This is a genomic window from Arthrobacter silvisoli, assembly GCF_003369445.1.
GTDB lineage: Bacteria > Actinomycetota > Actinomycetes > Actinomycetales > Micrococcaceae > Arthrobacter > Arthrobacter silvisoli.
Genome location: NZ_QRCU01000036.1, coordinates 1 through 18,033, shown reverse-complemented (window position 1 = coordinate 18,033; position 18,033 = coordinate 1). Strand labels below are relative to the sequence as shown.

At 66.3% G+C, this 18,033-nt stretch carries 18 protein-coding genes and 2 pseudogenes; 9 read left to right on the top strand and 11 right to left on the bottom strand.

All coding sequences use genetic code 11. The annotated features are described in order from the left end of the window. Positions 1–122 precede the first annotated feature (122 nt). The 5 genes from DWV11_RS08955 to DWV11_RS20100 are packed head-to-tail and all read right to left on the bottom strand — an operon-like array spanning position 123 to position 4,864. Positions 123–1,235, bottom strand: coding sequence for a mandelate racemase/muconate lactonizing enzyme family protein (locus DWV11_RS08955; RefSeq protein WP_115788544.1), 1,113 nt, complete (start codon positions 1,233–1,235; stop codon positions 123–125). Between the two features lie 40 nt (positions 1,236–1,275). Beyond that, positions 1,276–2,040 (bottom strand): amino acid ABC transporter ATP-binding protein, encoded by a 765-nt coding sequence (locus DWV11_RS08950; protein ID WP_115788543.1) that lies wholly within the window; start codon positions 2,038–2,040, stop codon positions 1,276–1,278. Next, positions 2,037–3,017, bottom strand: a complete 981-nt coding sequence (locus DWV11_RS08945; RefSeq protein ID WP_115788542.1) for an amino acid ABC transporter permease — start codon at positions 3,015–3,017, stop codon at positions 2,037–2,039. The genes DWV11_RS08950 and DWV11_RS08945 overlap by 4 nt, the downstream gene beginning before the upstream one ends. Further along, positions 3,014–3,955, bottom strand: a complete 942-nt coding sequence (locus tag DWV11_RS08940) for an ABC transporter substrate-binding protein (RefSeq protein WP_115788541.1) — start codon at positions 3,953–3,955, stop codon at positions 3,014–3,016. The genes DWV11_RS08945 and DWV11_RS08940 overlap by 4 nt, the downstream gene beginning before the upstream one ends. 39 nt (positions 3,956–3,994) lie before the next feature. Then, complete coding sequence (locus DWV11_RS20100; RefSeq protein ID WP_168404627.1) at positions 3,995–4,864, bottom strand: chorismate synthase; 870 nt, start codon at positions 4,862–4,864, stop codon at positions 3,995–3,997. A 103-nt stretch (positions 4,865–4,967) separates the two neighbouring features. Between DWV11_RS20100 and DWV11_RS08930 the strand changes: the two genes are divergently transcribed. After that, positions 4,968–6,722: a PucR family transcriptional regulator gene (locus DWV11_RS08930; RefSeq protein WP_168404625.1), complete on the top strand. Its 1,755-nt coding sequence runs from the start codon at positions 4,968–4,970 to the stop codon at positions 6,720–6,722. A 382-nt stretch (positions 6,723–7,104) separates the two neighbouring features. Here the strand turns inward: DWV11_RS08930 and DWV11_RS08925 are convergent, their stop codons facing one another. Further along, the gene (locus DWV11_RS08925; RefSeq protein ID WP_115788538.1) at positions 7,105–7,935 is read right to left on the bottom strand and encodes a GntR family transcriptional regulator; all 831 of its coding nucleotides are present in this window, start codon (positions 7,933–7,935) and stop codon (positions 7,105–7,107) included. A 561-nt stretch (positions 7,936–8,496) separates the two neighbouring features. Continuing rightward, positions 8,497–8,928, bottom strand: a complete 432-nt coding sequence (locus DWV11_RS08915; RefSeq protein ID WP_115788537.1) for a VOC family protein — start codon at positions 8,926–8,928, stop codon at positions 8,497–8,499. A 112-nt stretch (positions 8,929–9,040) separates the two neighbouring features. Here DWV11_RS08915 and DWV11_RS08910 point away from each other — a divergent pair, with 112 nt between their 5' ends. Together DWV11_RS08910 and DWV11_RS08905 are read left to right on the top strand one after the other, a co-directional pair. Beyond that, positions 9,041–9,724, top strand: a complete 684-nt coding sequence (locus DWV11_RS08910) for a hypothetical protein (RefSeq protein ID WP_115788536.1) — start codon at positions 9,041–9,043, stop codon at positions 9,722–9,724. Between the two features lie 14 nt (positions 9,725–9,738). Beyond that, positions 9,739–10,137: a GNAT family N-acetyltransferase gene (locus DWV11_RS08905; RefSeq protein WP_115788535.1), complete on the top strand. Its 399-nt coding sequence runs from the start codon at positions 9,739–9,741 to the stop codon at positions 10,135–10,137. Between the two features lie 86 nt (positions 10,138–10,223). On the opposite strand, the gene DWV11_RS08900 is transcribed toward DWV11_RS08905, so the two are convergent. The 3 genes from DWV11_RS08900 to sigK all read right to left on the bottom strand — a co-directional run bounded on the left by DWV11_RS08900 (position 10,224) and on the right by sigK (position 12,313). After that, positions 10,224–10,676: a DUF4383 domain-containing protein gene (locus tag DWV11_RS08900; protein ID WP_115788534.1), complete on the bottom strand. Its 453-nt coding sequence runs from the start codon at positions 10,674–10,676 to the stop codon at positions 10,224–10,226. Between the two features lie 124 nt (positions 10,677–10,800). Then, complete coding sequence (locus tag DWV11_RS08895) at positions 10,801–11,670, bottom strand: anti-sigma factor (protein ID WP_115788533.1); 870 nt, start codon at positions 11,668–11,670, stop codon at positions 10,801–10,803. 1 nt (position 11,671) lies between these two features. Beyond that, a complete protein-coding gene (gene sigK, locus DWV11_RS08890; protein WP_115788532.1) occupies positions 11,672–12,313 on the bottom strand; it encodes an ECF RNA polymerase sigma factor SigK in 642 nt (213 codons plus the stop codon). Between the two features lie 294 nt (positions 12,314–12,607). Here sigK and DWV11_RS08885 point away from each other — a divergent pair, with 294 nt between their 5' ends. The 5 genes from DWV11_RS08885 (at position 12,608) to DWV11_RS20650 (ending at position 16,538) form a co-directional block, all read left to right on the top strand. Beyond that, positions 12,608–12,919 carry a hypothetical protein gene (locus DWV11_RS08885; protein ID WP_115788531.1) on the top strand — a complete coding sequence of 104 codons (312 nt, stop codon included), beginning with the start codon at positions 12,608–12,610 and terminating at the stop codon, positions 12,917–12,919. A 485-nt stretch (positions 12,920–13,404) separates the two neighbouring features. Continuing rightward, a complete protein-coding gene (locus tag DWV11_RS08880) occupies positions 13,405–14,205 on the top strand; it encodes a GmrSD restriction endonuclease domain-containing protein (protein WP_342767732.1) in 801 nt (266 codons plus the stop codon). A 5-nt stretch (positions 14,206–14,210) separates the two neighbouring features. Further along, on the top strand, positions 14,211–14,981 hold the full coding sequence (locus DWV11_RS08875) for an excalibur calcium-binding domain-containing protein (protein ID WP_245953519.1): 771 nt from the start codon (positions 14,211–14,213) through the stop codon (positions 14,979–14,981). A gap of 419 nt (positions 14,982–15,400) precedes the next feature. After that, positions 15,401–16,237, top strand: a complete 837-nt coding sequence (locus DWV11_RS08870) for a restriction endonuclease (RefSeq protein ID WP_168404623.1) — start codon at positions 15,401–15,403, stop codon at positions 16,235–16,237. Continuing rightward, positions 16,224–16,538: a winged helix-turn-helix domain-containing protein gene (locus DWV11_RS20650; RefSeq protein ID WP_115788527.1), complete on the top strand. Its 315-nt coding sequence runs from the start codon at positions 16,224–16,226 to the stop codon at positions 16,536–16,538. Before DWV11_RS08870 ends, DWV11_RS20650 begins: the two co-directional genes overlap by 14 nt. Before the next feature lie 195 nt (positions 16,539–16,733). On the opposite strand, the pseudogene DWV11_RS08860 reads toward DWV11_RS20650, so the two are convergent. After that, positions 16,734–17,468 (bottom strand): annotated as a pseudogene (locus tag DWV11_RS08860) (ISL3 family transposase); the annotation flags it as partial. 112 nt (positions 17,469–17,580) lie between these two features. Between DWV11_RS08860 and DWV11_RS08855 the strand changes: the two are divergent. After that, positions 17,581–18,033 (top strand): annotated as a pseudogene (locus DWV11_RS08855) (IS1634 family transposase); the annotation flags it as partial.

Sequence of the window (18,033 nt, the reverse complement as noted above, 5' to 3'; positions counted from 1 at the left end):
TCTTGGCCGGGGACCTCAATAGCGCAACAGCCTGTTGAGCAATTGCCCTGGGGCCACGTCACCGTGCTCCTGGATAGGCTCGAACGCACAGAAGATCGTCCCTGGTAGGCGCTCGGCCGCACCTACGCCCCCACCTCGAAGCGCCCCACCGCGAGGTCCTCCAGCACATCCAGGTCCACGTCCACCCCGAGCCCCGGCTTGTCCGTCACCAGCACCTCGGGAATCCGGAATTCCAGGTTGCCCGGTTCGCGGGAGAACTTCACCGGCCCGGACAGCTCGGTGGACACGATGGCCGGGTGCGCCAACGCCAGGTGGTAGCCGGCGGCGGAAGCGATGCTGGTCTCCAGCATGGACCCCACCTGCACGGAGAACCCGGCCAGCTCGGCCTGCGTGGCCAGGCGGTGGCAGCCCCGGATGCCGCCGCTCTTCTGCAGCTTCAGGTTCACCATGTCCACGCTGCGTGCCTTCACGAAGCGCGCCAGGTCGCTCTGCGTCACCACCGCTTCGTCCGCCATGAGCCGCACGCCCACCTGGGCGCGGATCAGCTCGAATCCGTCCACGTCGTCGGCACGGATGGGCTGCTCCACCCAGTCGATCCCGAACGGTTCCAGTTCCCGGATCATCTCGATCGCCGTCGCCGGGTCACCCCAGCCCTGGTTCGCGTCCACCCGGATCGCGAGGTCGTGCCCGATCGCGGCGCGCACCGCCCGGACGCGTTCGACGTCGAGCCCGTCCTTGCCGCCCAGCTTCATCTTCAGGTGCCGGAAGCCTTCCTCCCGGGCCTGGATGGCCTGCTCCGCGAGGAGCTCCGGGGCGAGGATGCTCATGACCCGCGCGATGGTGGGGTTCTCCGGCTTCCGCCCGCCCAGCAGGCTGTACACCGGCCGCCCGGCGGCCTTGCCTGCCAGGTCCCAGCACGCGATGTCCACGGCCGCCTTCGCCGAACCGTTGTTCTTCATCGCGGTGTCCATCCGCTGGTGGATGGCGGTGATGTCGAAGGGATCGAGCCCGACGACGGCGGGCAGCAGTTCGCTGCGCAGCGCCTCGACCGCTCCTCCCGGAGTTTCGCCGGTGACGTGCGCATCCGGGACGCTTTCGCCGTAGCCCACCAAGCCGTCGTCGGTCTCGAGGGCAAGCACGATGCTCGGCATGGTGGCGTACGTGTCGTAAGCCACCACGAACGGTTCCTTGAGCGGGACGTCGATCCGGGTGATGGTCGCTTTGGTGATCTTCATTGGGTGCCTTTCGGGTAGCGGGCGTTCAGGTAGCGGGCGTTCACATCACGGAGTTCAGGAAGGCGACGGTGCGCGGGTTCTGCGGGTTGTCGAGCACTTCGGCGGGGGAGCCTGCCTCGACCACCACGCCGCCGTCCATGAACACCACGGTGTCCGCCACGCTGCGGGCGAAGCCGATCTCATGGGTCACCACGATCATGGTCATCCCGTCCGCGGCGAGCCGGCGCATCACGTCCAGCACATCGCCGACCAGTTCGGGGTCCAGGGCAGAGGTGGGCTCGTCGAAGAGCAGCAGCTCGGGGTCCATGGCCAGGGCGCGGGCGATTGCCACGCGCTGCTGCTGCCCGCCGGAGAGCTGCGCCGGGTAGTGGCCGGCCACGTGGGACAGGCCCACCCGCTCCAGCAGTTCGTGGGCGCGGGCCTTCGCGGCGGCGCGCTCCATCTTCTTGACGCCCACCGGTGCCGCCATGATGTTCTCGACGGCGGTCATGTGCGGGAAGAGGTTGAAGCGCTGGAACACCATGCCGATGCCGCGGCGTTGCCGGGACACTTCGCGCGGGTTCATTTCGAAGATCTTCCCGTGCCGCCGGGCGTAGCCCACCAGTTCACCGCCCACCTCGATCCGGCCGCCGTTGATCCGTTCCAAGTGGTTGATGCAGCGCAGGAAGGTGGACTTCCCGGAGCCGGAGGGGCCCAGCAGGCACATCACCTCGCCCGGTTTGACGGTGAGGGAAACGCCCTTGAGGACTTCCACATGGCCGTAGCTCTTGCGGACGTTGCTGGCCCGCACCAGGGTTTCCGTCATCGCTTGCTCCTTGGGGTGATGCGGTTTTGGGTGATGCGGTTCTGCAGGATGCGGCCCAGCAGGGTGGGGGCCTGCGCGGCGGTGCCGCGGCCGTAGTGCCGTTCCAGGTAGTACTGCGGCACGGACAGCACCGAGGTGAGGAAGAGGTACCAGGCGCTGACCACCAGCAGCAGCTCCACCTGGCGCAGGTTCTGCGAGGAGATCTGCGTGGCCACCGTGTACAGCTCCAGCACCGCGATCACGGACAGCAGCGAGGTCTGCTTCAGCATGGAGATGGTCTCGTTGCCCATGGGCGGGATGATCACCCGCATGGCCTGTGGCAGCACCACCTTGAACAGCGTGTACGACGGCGACATCCCCAGTGACGCCGCAGCCTCATGCTGTCCGGGGTCCACCGAGAGCATGCCGCTGCGGATGATTTCCGCCGAGTACGCGGCCTGGTTCAGGGTCAGCGCCAGCAGGCCGGCCACGAACGCCGGCACCAGGGTGTTGGTGTCCACGGAGAAGATGGTGAAATCCGTGAAGGGAACACCGAGGCTGATTTGCGAATACAGCAGGCCCAGGTAGCCCCAGAACACGATCTGGATCAGCAGCGGCGTCCCCCGGAACACCCACACGTACAGCCAGGCGAAGGCGTTCATCACCGGGTTCTTGGAGAGCCGCATCACGGCCAGCAGCACACCCAGCACGGTGGAGACGAGCATCGCAATGACTGTGACCAGCAGGCTCAGGCCCACACCGTTGATGATCTTCGGGTTGAACAGGTACGTGGCGATCGTGGAGTGCTCGATGTTCGGGTTCGTCCACAGCGAGGCGAGCAGCCCCGCCAGGGCGAGCACCAGGACGGCGGCCACCACCCAGCGCCACGGGTGGCGCAGGGGGATGGCGACGACGTCGTCCTCGGCTTCCGCGGCGACGGCACCCTCTTGCCGGGCCGCCGCCGTGGCCGCCGTCGTGGCCGGTACAGCGCTGCTCACTTGACGTCCTTGCCGCGGTTCATCCCGGCAGTCTTCACCGAGTAGTCGGAGAGCTCGTACTTCTTCAGGATCTCCTCGTACGTGCCGTCCTTGACGATGGCCTCCATGGCCAGCAGGAGCGCCTTGCTGAGCCCGGCGTCCTTCTTCAGCACGCCGATGCCCGTGTACACCGGGTTGTAGCCGGCCGGGTTGGCGGGGTCGCGGACGATGTCGAACACCTTGCCGTCGCCGGCGGTCTTGGCGGCGTAGGCCGCCGGGGCGGAATCGACGACGTCGGCGCTCGCCTTTCCGGCGCGGACCGCCGTCTGCACGTCGGTCTCCAGCGGGAGTTCGGTGACGTTGATCGGGTCCGAGCCCTTGTCCTTGCATTTCTGCTCGTAGCTGCGCAGGATGTCGCCCTGCACGGTTGCCTTCTGGACGGCGACCGTCTTGCCGCACAGGTCCAACGCCGTGGTGATGTTCTCCGGGTTGCCTTCACGGACCAGGATGGAGAAGCCGGCGTGCAGGTAGTCCACGAAGTCCAGGGTCTTCTGGCGCTCCGGGGTGTCGTTCATGCCGGACATGATGATGTCGTTCTTGCCCGACTGCAGGGACGGGATGATGCTGTCGAAGGCCTGCTTCTGCAGCTCGAGCTTCACGCCGAGCTTGGCGCCGAGTGCCGCGGCGAGGTCCACGTCCAAGCCGGTGAGGTTCTGGTTCTCGTCGAACATTTCCAGCGGCGGGTAGGGGATGTCCGAGGCCACCTTGACGACGCCGGCGCTCTTGTAGCGGGCCGGGAGGGCGGCAGCGGCGGCGGGATCGGCGTCGGCGGCTGAAACGGGCTTGGCCGTTTCGGCGGGAGTCGCGGCACCACCGCAGGCGCTCAGGCCGAGTGCCAGCGGGAGGGCGGCGGCGCAGAGCAGGTAGCGCAGGGAGTGTTTCCGGGTGGAGGCGTTCATGGGGGGCTCCTTGGTGGGGGTGGCTGGTGGCTGAGCCGGTTACTTGCTGAGCCGGTACCAGCCGGTGCGGGTGACGCCGTCGGCCTGGTACCCGGCGGCGAAGGCGGTTTCGAAGGACTCGCGCATCGTGATGCGCCAGAGGGCGGCTTGTTCCGGGTCACTGGCACGCAGGGCCACGATGTCGCGGGGTGCGCGGCACCAGAGGGTGCCGGCCGCCTTGCCGTCATCCGAGCGAAGGAGTTGCGGCTCACCGTCGGGCCCGTGCTTCAGCACCGTTGTGCCCTCCGAAGCCGGGAGTTCGACGTCGCGGGGGGTGCCTTCGCTGCAGGCGATGCTCGTCCCGGAGGAGAGGGGCCAGACGGCCACGAGGCGGTCGCTTTCGTCGTTGGCGTTGATCTCGTCCTCCATCAGGCCGTAGAAGTTCCGCTCGTACTGGCGGACGTGGGCGCCGAGCTTGCTGAGGTTGAAGCGGGCGTTGCGGCTGACGAGGGGATCGAAGGTCCAGGTCATGGTCTCGATCCCGCGGTCCAGGGACCAGGCGCGCTGGTGCTGCTTGAGGGCGAAGCCGACGCCTTTGTCCGCAATGCCCGGGGCCACGCCCGCGATGAACGAGTAGGTGGCGGTGTCGCCCGGGGTGACGATCGCGACGGCGGCCCCGCAGAGCGTGCCGTCTGGCAGGTAGGCGGCGGAGATGTTGCAGCCGGCGTGCGAGATGGCGCGCAGGATGTCGAAGGGGACGGGGGCGCCGTGCGGGGACGTGCCCCAGATGCTGACGAGCAGGCCTTCGATGTCCCGGAGCTTTTCACGGTCAGTTTCTTCGATGACCGTGACGCCGGCCCGTTCGGCGGCCGCGGTGGCCGCTGCCCTGGCGTGGCGTGCTGCGGGGTGTGCTTCAAGGGTGAGTGACATTCCTCCACTATGGCGAGGCACCTGTGCCGCTGGCTTTAGCGTGCGACACCAAGCTGCTTCGGTGAGCTTGTTGTTTCCTACAAGGACGGCTAGTTTGCTGGGCATGGCTTCGAACCCCTCCGCGTCCCGGCCCGCCGGCCAGTCCCGACAGATTCCGCTGCAGGAACTGCTGAAAGTGTTGGAAGGCTCGGGCCTGCGGATCCGCACTCACGGCCCGACGCCGGAACTCGCCTTGCTGAGTCCCGGCCTCTACGACCCCACGGCCGAGCTCGAATCCCTTCCGGGCGGCATCCTCCTCGGCATCGGGCTGGACCCCGCGGAGCCGCGCACCGCCGCCGTCGTCGAAGAAGCGGCCGGCGCCGGATTCGCGGCGGTGGTGGTCAAGGCGGCGTCGCAGGCGGCCGCCTCGCAGGAGGGGCTTGAGGAACTGGCCGCCGCGGCGGACCGGGCCGGGATCGCGCTGCTGGTGGTGGAGGACGGGGTGTCCTGGCGGCAGCTGGACGGGCTGCTCGAATCCGCCGTGGGGACGCTCGCGGAAGCCAACAGCTCGCTGGTGCCGCTGGGTGTCGGGGATCTGTTCGCTTTGGCCAACGCGATCGCCGCCATGGTGGGCGGGGCCACCACCATCGAGAACCTGCAGGAACAGATCCTGGCCTACTCCACCCTGCCGGGCCAGCCCATCGACGAGGACCGCCGCAGTGGCATCCTCGGCAGGCAGGTGCCGTACCTCCCGGAGAACGCCGGGCAGTACGCCGCGGTGTTCCGGGCCCAGGGCGCCGTGCACATCGAGGGCGTGGGCGACGCCATGGACCGCCTGGCCATTGCCGTGCGCGCCGGGACGCAGCCGCTCGGGTCCATCTGGGTGGTGGACGCGGAGGGCAGCTTCGACGCCGAGGCCAAGCGCGCCCTGGAAAGCGCGGCCGACATCGCCGCGCTGCACATGCTCCGCGCCCGCAGCAGCTACGACCTCGCCCGGCAGCAGCGCGCCGAACTGCTGCGCCGGCTGCTGGAAAGCGACAGCGACTCCCAGCTTGTGGCAGAACAGTTGGCGCTCGGACGCCAGGGCCCGTTCGCCGTCGTCGCCTTCCAGGCGGAGGTGGTTCCCGGCTCGGAGGAGATCGCGCTGGCCCGGGTGCTGGACCTGGTGACCACCCAATGCGAGGCGTACCGGCAGGGGACCCAGTGCGTCATGATCGGCACCACCATCTACGCCCTGTTCACCCAGGCCCAGCCGGCCGCGCTGCCGCAGATCGGTACCCTGGCGCGGCGGCTGATCGAGCGGGCCGCCGCCTCGCTGCGGCTGGAGTTGCGGGTCGCGCTGGGCACGCCCGTCGCCGCGGTGAGCGAGATCAGCCGCTCAAAGTACGACGCCGACCTGGTGCTTTTGATGCTGGCCGACGGCGGGGCTTCCGGCGGGGCTGGGTCTGCCGGGGCCGCTTCTTCCAGGATCGCCGGGGCCGGTTCGGCAGGGGCCGCGTCCGGCGGTGCCGCCTACGCCAGCGCGGAGGAGCTGCGCAGCCGGCTCACCCTGCTGGAGCTGGCGGCACTGTTCCGGAGCAAGCCGCGGCTGATGGCACCGGCCGCGGCAGCGATGCTGGAGCATGATGCCCGCTCGGGCACCGATTACGCGAAGACCCTGCGCACGTACCTGGCCTTCTCCTGCGACTCGGCCAAGACCGCGCAGGCCTTGTCCTTGCACCAGAACACCCTGCGGTACCGGCTGCGGCGGATGGAGGAGATCTTCGGCATCGATCCTTCCCAGCCGGACGACATGCTGGTGCTCTGGCTGAGCCTGGCCGTGCAGGAGTTGGGTGGTGCTGGGCCTGCGCACATTCTGCTGGATCACCCAACCGGATAGACCCGGCAAGCCCGGAACGGCGGGGGGTGGCTTCGGGATGGTACGCGGTGATCCGGCAGAGCCGCCGCGGGCGTGCCGGGGTCAATGGGGTTGAGCCCGTCCGAGGCCGTCGGATTCCGGGGCATCATTCCTGCCGGGTGTGGGGTGTGCCCAATGACTCCGCGGCCGAGTGCGGTGTCTGGCCGAATGGTGGCGCAGAATCCGGCGCGGCAGAATCCGACGCGGCAGTCCAGGAATTGGGTGGGGCCCGGCCCGCGCACATTCTGCTGGATCACCAGCTTGTCACCGGCTTGCTGAACCCGATGGGCCGGGAACCACACGGCAGGGCTTCGGGCTTGCGCGGGGTGATCCAGCAGAATCGTCGCCGCGGCCCCGAACGTGCCTAGGAGGACTGCATCACCGAGAGGTGTCCGGCCTTTGCCGCCACCAGGCACTTGGCGAGGTAGAAGGGCTTGCCCGCGCGGCGCACGTACTGGGTGAGCACCAGCACCGGGTCCGAGGGGCGCAGGTCCAACAGCTTGGCGCGGCTGGGGCCGGCCGTGCTGAGGCTGATCTGGCACTCGCCCGGACCCAGGCTCATGCCGGGACGTTCGGCGAGGATCTCAAGAAGGGTCTTCGGGGCCAGGCTGGTGCGCCCGGCGGGGTCGGCCGCGGCGGCCAGCCAGTCGCCGTCGTCGGCTGTCTTACCGGAACCGGCTGCTTTTCCGGTACCGGGCTCCCGGCCCGCACTGATGGGCACGTTCTCCTGCAGGTGCCCGATCGCTTCGCCGTTGCGGATGAGCACGCTTTCCCAGAGCCAGCAGTCCTCGTTGGGTTCGACGCCGATGCCGGGCGCGACGAACTCGGAGGCCGGTTGGAGTTCGGCCAGGGTGCGCTTGACCTGGACGTCCAGTTCGGAGCCGCCCAGGAGCTGGTCGAAGGGGCGGATCTTTTCGATGCCGATGCGGGGGAGGGTGTCCGCCACGAAGCGTCCGACGCCGCGGCGCGCCCGGGTGAGGCCGTCTTCCTCGAGCAGCATGAGGGCTTCGCGGATCACCGTGCGGCTGACGTCCATCATGACGCCGAGCTCGGTCTCGGTGGGCAGCAGCGAACCGGGGGAGAGCAGCTTGGTGCGGATGGCCTCGGCGATGCGGGAGTACGCGGCCACGCGCAGGGGCTGGCCCGGCTGGGCGGTGAGGGGTCGGGACAGGAACTGGACGGCGGTGTCGCTCACGGGGCCTCGCTTGGGTGGGGTCTGTTGGAGCCACTGTACTGAGGTTGTTATACAAACCAAACTTGCACGCAGGCGTGCGCCGCCCCCAGCGGCAGCGTACGCCTATCCGTGCATCAGCGAGCCGAGGCTAAGCGAGACCCGGGCCGCTGTCCGTGTAGGATCCGGGGCGGGGGGCCGCCTGGCACGTGCAGTTGCTTTCGACTTCGATGCGGATGGTCACCGTTTCGCCGCCCTCAACACTGAGGACGACGGGCTCCTTTCCGGTACTGGAAACTCGCAGGACAGTGTTCTCTGGAGACGCTACAGACATGGGGGAGTTCTTTCGGATTGAACGGGATGGCGAGGATCGGCCGGTCGCGTCGAGCACGCGGCGCACGATGGTCGCCGCCGTGGCCCGCATGGGCAGGGATCCTGAACGGGAGCTGGGCGGCGCGGGTGGGCACGCACCTGGCGGCAATATCGCCCGGCACCAGCCCGGTAAGGCAGGCTCCGGCAGCGGACAGCCAGACGGTCAATCGTAGCTCCGGGAAGGACACCGGTGATGTGCGTTACGTCAGGACGTCACCCGAGCGCCACCTTGCCGTCTTCGCCGATGCTCCAGCCGGGGTTGTACGCGATCTCCCAGATGATGCCGTTGGGGTCCTGGACATGGCCGTGGAAGATCCCGCCGAAGGCCCCGGCCTGCGCCGGCTTCAGCACCGTGGCCCCGGCCGCCTCCAGTCTGTCGATCGTGCTCGACACCTCGGCCGCGCTGGCCACGTTGTGTGAGAGGGTCACGCCGCTGACGCCGACGGGTGTTCCGGAGCGCCCCAGGTCCTGGTTGAACTTCGCCGAATCGAACAGGCCGAGCACCATGCCGGGCGCCATCTGGAAGAAGATGATTTCCCCGGGAACATCCAGCAGCGGGTCCCAGCCAAGGCCGTCCTTGTAGAACGCGCGGGCGCGGTCCAGGTCCTCGGTGGCGAAGGTGATGAAATGCAGTTTCTGGTCCATGGGGCGATCGTAACGGAGGGGCCGGACAGCCACGCCGGCGGCGCATTCCCTGCCATTCCAAGCCGAATCCGGGCCCCTTGGAGGCACCCCGGCCCGATGGGAGGATGAACGAGTGGAACCCTTCTTCGACTTCCTCGGAAACTACTGGTGGCTCGTTTTCCCCCTCGGCGGAATGGCCGGCGGGTGGGCGCGCCAGTTGTCCAGGGCGAGCGAACGGCGGCACCGGCGCAAGGTCGAACTGCTGAAACTGAAGAACCAGGCCGCCGCGGCAGAGCAGGCCAGCCGGGCCGAGGTGGCCGCCTTGATGGCAGCCCACGATTCCGTGAACCGCACGTGGCTGGACTACGAACTGGACGTCGGCAAACTCATTGATTTCCCGCTGATGACGGACGTCCGTGAACCCCTCACCGTCGCGTTCCTGCGGGCCAAGAAGGAGGCCGACGCGCTGCGGCCGGCCGCCCCGGAGGACATCACGACGGCGGCCCGCCTGGCTGAGTACCGCGCTGCCGTGCACGGCTTCGAGCTGGCGTTCGACGTCGCCGAGCGTGAGGCCAGGCGGATCAAGGACGGCAACTTCACTGGCCCCGAGCGCCAGCGCCTGGCGACCGCCCGGAAGCTCCTGCGGATCGCCGAAGACAGTGCGGCCACGCCGGCGGAACGGCAGACCGCGTACAAGCGCGCCCGCAAGGAGCTTGATGGGCTGATCGTCCTGCCGGAAGCGGCGGTCGCGGCGCTCGAGGAGAAAATCGCCGGCAGGCTCGACGCCCGGAAGGACCCGGCCGGACCTTCCGCATGACGTAGATTCGGGGGATGGACAATTTGCTTATCCACCACAACACCGGGCGGGAACGCTTCGAACTGCAGGATGCCGGCCGCGTGATCGGCAAGGCCGTGTACAAGGATTACGACGGCGGTGCTGCCGCCGGCGAAGGTGCCGCGGACCCCGGTTCGCAAGCCCCCGCCGTCGGGCAGCGGATTTTCTACCACACGGTCATCAACGAGGAATACGGCGGGCAGGGCCTGGCCGGGAAGCTCGCCGCCGAAGCGCTGGACCAGACGGTCGCCGCGGGCCTGCGGATTGTTCCCGTGTGCCCGTTCATCAAGAAGTTCCTGATCAAGCACCCCGGGTACGAGGCCAACGTGACCAAGCCGACCCCGGCCCACCTCGGCTTCCTCGAGGACGCGCTGGCGCAGCGGGTACGGGCGTAAGATCCCGGAAACACACAAGTCAGGGCTCCCGGAATTCCGGGAGCCCTGACTTTTTCTCCCCGGGCTTCAGTGGGGAAGATCGAAAGTTAGGAACGGACGCCGTTGCGGCCCCGGGTGAGGATCACGGACAGCGCCACCATGCCCACGCCCAGGAGCAGGTGCAGGATGTTGTCGAAGCTGTTCAGCGGCACGAAGTTACCGGCCGAGTCCTGCGGGACCACCAGTCCGTAGACGAACAGCACCAGGTAGATGATGCCGCCGTAGAGCAGGAATGCCTTCGAACCTGCTGCGGTCCGCTCGAGGAACAGGCCGGCCGCGCCGAAGAGCAGGTGGACGATGTTGTGCAGGGCCGATACCTGGAACAGGCCCAGCAGCATGGCTTCGGAGTGGTGGCCGGCGAAGCCCAAGTCACCGAAGTTGGACGTAATGCCGGGAACAAAACCAAGCACACCGACCAGCAGGAACACGGCGCCCACGGCCAGGGATGCCTTCTGGACAACGGTGCGGCTTGCTGTGTGGGTAAGCGGGTGAGTAGCCATGATGATTCTCCTGAATGCGATGGTGTTCCTTGGATCAGCGGCTCGTGGCTCCCGCTGGTCCGAGGGGTTACGCCTGTTATTCGGGGCGCATCAGAGGCCGGATGGGTGCTTCAGGAAAAAAATTCTACGAATCCAGTTTTGCGGCGGCGACGGTCGGGAACGTTGGCGACGCCGAGCCGCCCACGGGTTCCACCGTGATGCCCAGGGAGGAGCCGGCGCTGATGCCGCTCACCACGGCCGGTTTGGATAGCGCTTCGGCGTCCATGGTTCCCTGCGAGACCGGCGCCGAGCCGTTCTTGGGGATCAGCCACATCTGGTAGACCTTGCCGGCGGGCGGCGGCGGCACGTCCTTCATCCGCACCACCACGGCGTCCTTCGAGGCCGAGATCGCCAGCAGCACTGTGCCGCCGCCGGTCACGTTTGCCGTCGCTTCGTGCACGTCCTGTGCCTGCAGGATCTGCTTGACGGGGTCGTTCTGGGACGCCACATAGCTGCCGATTCCCACCCCGCCCACGGCGAGCACAATGGCCGCCGCGGCGGCGATCAGCCAGTTCCGGACGGCGGAAGGCCGGCGTCGTGCCTCACGCTTTTGCCGCGCGGCTGCCAGTTCATCGCCCGACGCCGGGAGGCCGGCTTCCGGCGCAGCTTCCGACGGCGCCGCTTCCGGCAGCTGTGCCGGAGTTTGTGCTGGCGCTTGCGCCGGCAGTTGCGCCAGCGTGCGCTCGAGCAGTCCGGCGGGCGGATCTTCCTCTGCGGTGAAGGCCAGGGCGAGGGTTTCGCGGGCCTGGCGGACGCGGTCGTTGAAAGCGTTGCGTTCTGCTTGCGGGGCGGTGGAGATGTAGGCGTCGATGGCGGCGCGTTCGTCGTCGCTGACGGCGTCCAGGGCGTAGATCTCCGCCAGTTCGACGGCGCGGCCGGCCTTCAGGTCGGTGGCAATATCGGCGGCGAAACCGCGGGGCTGCGTGCCGCCGTCGTTCGTGTCCATGCGGTTCATCTCAACTCACCTCCAAACAGGTCTTCAGGCGGATCAGTCCATCGCGGATCCGGGATTTGATGGTCGGTAGCGCGGAATTGAGTTTCTCGGCGACTTCCCGGTAGCTCAGGCCTCCGTAGTACGCCAGCCGCACCGATTCCTGTTGCGTCTCGGTCAGGGTCTCCAGGCACCGGACCACGGCTTCGGCGTCGAGGCGGCTGCCCACTTCGTCGGACACGGAGTCGTGGTCGATCTCCTGGCTGTCAGCGCCGTACCTGGCTTCGCGGTCCGTGGCTGCCTGCGCGGAGCGGACCTTGTCCACGGCCCTGCGGTGCGCGATGGTCATCAGCCAGGCCAGCGGGCTCCCGGCCGCGGCGTTGAAGCTTGCGGCGCCCTGCCAGACCTGCAGGAAGACTTCCTGGGTGGCGTCCTCGCTGAGCTCCAAGTCCACCAGGACCCGCCGCGCCATGCCGAAGACCCGGCGTGAGGTGAGCCGGTAGAAGTCCGCGAAGGCATCCCGGTCGCCGTCGGCGATCTGCCCGAGGAGGGCCCCCAGCTGGGCGTTCAGCTCTGGCGCCGTGGCACCGGACGTTACGGCGCCGGGCGCGCCTGAAGCAGGCCCGGCGGCCGTCTCCGCCGTTTCGGGAGCATGGGGATTGTCCATTGCGTTCCAGCATAGGCGTCCCAGCTGCACCGTTGTCACGCAACCCACCTCCTGCCCTGTTTCTGTCTGTGAACACAAAGCATTCGGTGCCGCGGGGGCTTTGGACGGGTGCGCTTTCTTGGCCGTGAGCATCGTGGGACACAGCATCGCAGCAGGATTTACCCAAGATTTGCCCAGTTTGCGCCGTGGCTGGGAATGGCTGCGTATCTTCGTTTCGGGGGATGCACGGCGGACCGAGAATGCGGCGCGGGAGTCTCCCGAAAATCACCGACACCGTCGTCGAAAGGTCTCAGAATGTCCCAGTCGAACTTCAGCCAGTCCTACCAGTACCCGAATTACCCGAACGTGCAGCAGAACAATTCGCTGGAGCACTTCCAGGGAAGCAAGTTCAAGGAAAAGTCGATCATTTTCGGGGCCATCGGATTCTTCTTCCTGGGAATTGTCTTCGGCCCGTTGGCGATTTCCAACGCACGGAAGGCCGAAGCCCTCCATCATTCGGCAACACTGGGCAAGGTCCTTGGCTGGGTGGACACCATCTGTTCCGCACTGGGGATCGTTGTGGTCCTGTTCATCATGATCTCGGCGGCGTCTAACGCGGGGAGTTAGACGCCGCCGTTCCTGGGGGGAGGGTCGCCGTCGTGCGCCGGCAGGTCCGGTGCACGACGGCGGCCGCAATTGTCGAACAACGAGAGACCGGCTAATTGCCGGGGACTTTGAAAACAAGGAAAAGAATGTCGAAGAATCCGGCCCCCAGTAGGTCAGTGGATAGTGCGCCGGAGCCAGGGCCGAGGTTACCGCGCAGACCCCGATCTTCCACCCTCGTCGTTGTAGGACTTGCCGCGCTGTTCATGATCGTGGGTACGGCGGGCTGTGGCCTTGGGGATGCATCGGCCCCATCGAATGGCACTTTTGCCCCGGTCACGGCAGAAGCGAGCGTAACCGCCAAAGCCACGCCGACGCCGTCGTTCGCTCCGACCTCGGCGGAGACCAGCAAGCCCCTGGATCCTGAAACACCCAAGGTATCGGCACGGGGCGGCACGGCAACGGCTCCGAAGACGCAGTCTGCGTTCGCAAGCAAAGCACTCGAGGTGTTGGCTTCCCTTCCCGTCAAGGGACGGGCGCCCAAGACGGGATATGACCGCGCGCTGTTCGGACAGGCCTGGGCAGATGTTGACCGTAACGGTTGCGACACCCGGAATGACATCCTCAACCGCGACCTCACGGGTGTGAAATACACCAACAGCGTGCTCTGCAAGGTGCGGTCCGGCACGCTGGCGGACCCGTACACGGGCACCACCATTAACTTCCAGCGGGGGATCACGACCAGCAGCGCCGTCCAGATCGACCACGTTGTTGCGCTCAGCGACGCCTGGCAGAAGGGCGCCCAGCAGTTGACCATGGAACAGCGGACAGCGTTCGCCAACGACCCCCTGAACCTCCAAGCAACCGACGGGCCGACCAACATCAAGAAGGGCGACGGCGACGCGGCCACGTGGCTGCCGCCGAACAAGGGCTTCAGGTGCGAGTACGTTGCCCGGCAGATTTCGGTGAAGGCACGCTACAAGCTTTGGGTTACCCGGGCCGAGCACGACGCCATGGCCGCCATTCTGGGCAACTGCTCCAGCCAGCCCGCAGCAAGCAAGAAAGCTCCAGAGGCGCCTGTAACTGCACCTGCTACAGCTAAGCCAGCGCCTGTTAAGGCCGTACCCGCTCCGGCTGCTGTGGCCCCGAGTCCTGCTCCGAGGGTCCCCTTGCCACCAGCGCCGGCAGTTGCCTATTACGCCAACTGTGCAGCCGCCAGGGCCGCCGGAGCTGCCCCGATCTACGCGGGACAGGCCGGCTACCGGGCGGCGCTGGACCGCGATAAGGACGGGATCGCATGCGAAGGATAGGCCGAATGGATGACTCCACAGTTTCAAAGTTTTCAAGGGGAAAAATGATGAAGAGCCAAATTCCAACAGCGTCCCGTGAAGGTAGGGCTAACGCCGACAGGGGAAAGCTAAAAGCTGCGCTGACTCTCGTTGTGCTGACCGTCCTAGTGCTGACCGGGTGCAGCGGCAAGCACGCAGCAGGGGAGCCGGCAGGAGTTGAAACGGTCACGGTTCCAGACGTGGTGAACCTGACCCTGGACAAAGCAATGGATGAACTGAAAGATCTCGGGCTCAAAGTCGAGGCTGCGGACACCGTCGACGGTAAGTCGATCATTCTGAAGAAGAACTGGCAGGTAACGTCGCAAGATCCCGTCGAGGGTGCACAGCTGACAAAGGGTTCCACCGTACACCTCGGCGTCAAGCACAAGGACAAGGAGGCGGCCGAAAAGGCCGCCGCGGACAAGGCGGCTGCTGAGAAGGCTGCTGCGGACAAAGCGGCAGCGGAAAAAGCAGCGGTAGCCAAGGTCGCTGCCGCCAAACTCGCGGCGGAAAAAGCTGCGGCAGCAAAACGCGCGGCTGAGAAGGCGGCAGCCGATCGTGCTGCAGCGCAATTGGCAGCCGAACAGGCAGCGGCAGCAAAAGCCACACCTGCTGTCCCTGCAGCCCCACCTGCGGCTGTCTACTACAAGAACTGCACCGAGGCTCGCGCGGCGGGGGCGGCGCCGGTCTACGAGGGAACACCCGGCTATGGGAAGCACCTCGACAGGGACGGGGACGGCATTGGATGTGATAAGTAGCTACCCGTCGGCGACTGGCACAGGGTAGGCCCCTTCCGGACGTCCTGCTACGACTACTCCTGTCCGTGACTGCCCGTCGTCCATTGGCCGCAGCCCGGAAGCAGCTTCGCGGGCGAAAGGCCCACGAAGTTGGCAGAATGGCGGTGAGTGGCATACCCGGGTGTTGGTTAGAGCATGATGAGCTTCGAAAGGCACGTGAGTAGATGACTGCATGGCTGGTTCGGGCAGGAAGCACGGGGGAGCGGGAACAATGGGCTCTCAGTAAGTCGGTCACGGGCGCCGGGTATGGCGATGTGGACTCTCTTCAAGACTCAGACACCAGGGAAAAAGTCTTCTCAAAAGTTGAGGCAGGAATCCCCGGCCAAAAGGTCGGAGCCGTCCGGAATTTCGCCGCCCAACTTTGGGCTCTGCGAGGACGCATGGAGCTCGGAGACCTCGTGGTCATGCCCTTGAAGCGCTCAGCTGCGGTCGCTATTGGAATAATCGAAGGCCCGTATGAGTACGACTCCAACGAACCGGATCCAGAACGTCGCCACATCCGCCGCGTTCGATGGGATGCCCCTGACATTGCCCGTTCCCGGATAAATCAGGATCTGCTCTACTCCCTCGGGGCCTTTTCAACCGTCTGCCGGATCGAACGGAACGATGCTGAATTCCGGCTGCGCACTGCCATGACGACTGGCAGGGACCCGGGAGCCCGACTGGAGATGCAGGAAGTTCCTTCTAGAGGCGGCAGCTTTTCGGTCGATGAAACAGAGCAAGAGAACGTGCCTGTGGATATTTCACGTTATGCAGCTGATTCGATAGCAAGCCGTCTCATCGAAACTTTTGCGGGGCACAAGATGGAAGCATTGGTTGCCGAAATCCTCAAAGCCGACGGATTCGTGTGTACCGAACATGGACAAGGAACTGATGACGGCATCGATCTCGTGGCCGGGAAGGGGCTTCTGGGCCTGGATAGCCCGCGTGTCATCGTTCAGGTGAAGAGCCAAGCCAGCCCAGTGGACGCTCCGACCGTATCCCAGCTACACGGGTCGCTATCGATCCACAAGGCTGACCAGGGCCTCCTCGTAGCCTGGGGAGGACTTACCAGGGCAGCCCGAAAGCTGGTGGATTCGCAGAGGTTCGCCATTCGCGTTTGGGACGCGGACGAACTTGTGAGCCAAGTCCAGAATCACTATGCAGAATTTCCTGCACGCGTCCGACAGGAACTACCGCTGAAACAGATTTGGACACTAGCCGATGAAGCCGGCTGATAGCAGGGGCCCGGAGATGTTGAGAACCCAAGAACCCATCCACCGCTCGAGAATCTTGACCCTGTTGGCGGAGCAAGCTGACGGGACACTGACTGCTGAGGAATGCCTCAGACTGCTGGAAGAGCGGTACGGTCACCTGCTTAATGAGATTGACTTGGAAGAGCACTCCAGAGGCGTGAAGAAGTGGATTACGCGCGCCAGGAAATCCAGCAGTCTCATGTTTCAAGAAGGCCTGATTGAACGGCCCAGCCGCGGGACCTGGAAACTGACGGCGTTGGGCTGGGCCGAAGCGCGGAAATAGCAACCTACTCCCGCCGCGCCGCCCCCTCGAACACCAGCCGCACCGCGTTCCGCACCCGCTCCCGGGCGGCCGCCGGATCCTCGGACCGTCACAACCACACCGGCGAGTCAGGAAGTGGGGCCAGAAATAACCGTCCTACCGGGGCCAAACAAACCTGTCACAGTCAGCTGCCGAATCGTAGGGATTAGCGGCTCTTCAGAATTGAGGGTGTAGTCGGGGTCTGAATCCGCCGGTTTCCAGGAGTGATCTGGCGATGTAGTTGGTGAGGTTGCGAAATCCGAGGGCGCTTCCGCGGAGGTGTTCGAGGCGGCCGTTGATCGCTTCGGTGGGGCCGTTGGAGGTGCCGGGGTGGTCGAAGAACGCGAGGACGTCGGCTGCGCGGCGTTTCAGTGTCCGGCCGAGGCTGGTGAGCTCGGTCAGCGCGGCAGGGATGCCGTGTGAGAGGGCAGTGATCACGGCCTGCATCATTGTTTTCCCGTTCTTTTTCTCGGGCTCCCGGTAAGCGGCGATCATGCGTTGGTAGACGCCCCAGGTTGCTTGGACCTCGCTGTGGTGGTCGTCGGTGAAGAGGACCATCAAGCGCTCTGCTTGTTTGTCGGTGAGCAGTCCCTCTCCGGTATGCAGTGTCCGCCGCGCCTTGTAGAGGGGATCCCCGGCACGGCCCCGGTGGCCGTGGACGGCTTGCTGCACGCGCTGCCGGCACCTGTCGAGCGCGTCCCCGGCCAGGCGCACGACGTGGAAGGGATCCATGACCGGGGCCGCGTCGGGCAGTTCCTCGGCAGCGGCGGTCTTGAACCCGGTGAACCCGTCCATCGCGACGACCTCGATCCCGTCCCGCCAGGCCTGGGGGCGCTCGGTGAGCCAGGCGGCGAAGACCTGTTTGGAGCGCCCTTCGACCATGTCCAGCAGCCGTGACGGGCCCGTGCCCCTGAGTTGGCTCACGGGTCTCTGTTTCGTGGGCGGCCAACGCGCTGACCTGCAGTGATGCCAGCAGAATGGTGCTTTTTCACGCACTAATGGGGTTTTGTTTTAGTGTCACGTTGTGGCGTTCATCAGGAGGGTGCGGACGGCGTCGGGCGCGACGGCGGTGCAGATCGCGGAGTATTTGCGTGGTCGTCAGCGGATCGTGGAGCACATCGGCTCGGCGCATACGGAGGCCGAACTCGGCATGCTGCTGGAGCGCGCCCATGAGCTGCTGGACAATCCCGCCCAGGGCGTCCTCGATCTCGGTATCGAGCCCACCCCTGCGGTGAAAGGCCTGATTGCGCCTCTCGGACCGGGCTTGTTCGAGCCGGCGGGCGCGGTGGCGCCAGCCGGTCGTGACGGTCCGGGACGCGTGGTCGGAACGGACTCGCGGATCCTGTTCGATGCGTTGGCCGGAGTGTTCACCGCGCTGGGGTTCGATGGCCTCGACGACGAGGTGTTCCGGGACCTGGTGATCGCCCGGGTTGTCGAGCCGACATCACTGCTGGATGCTGGCAGGGTGCTGCGGGAC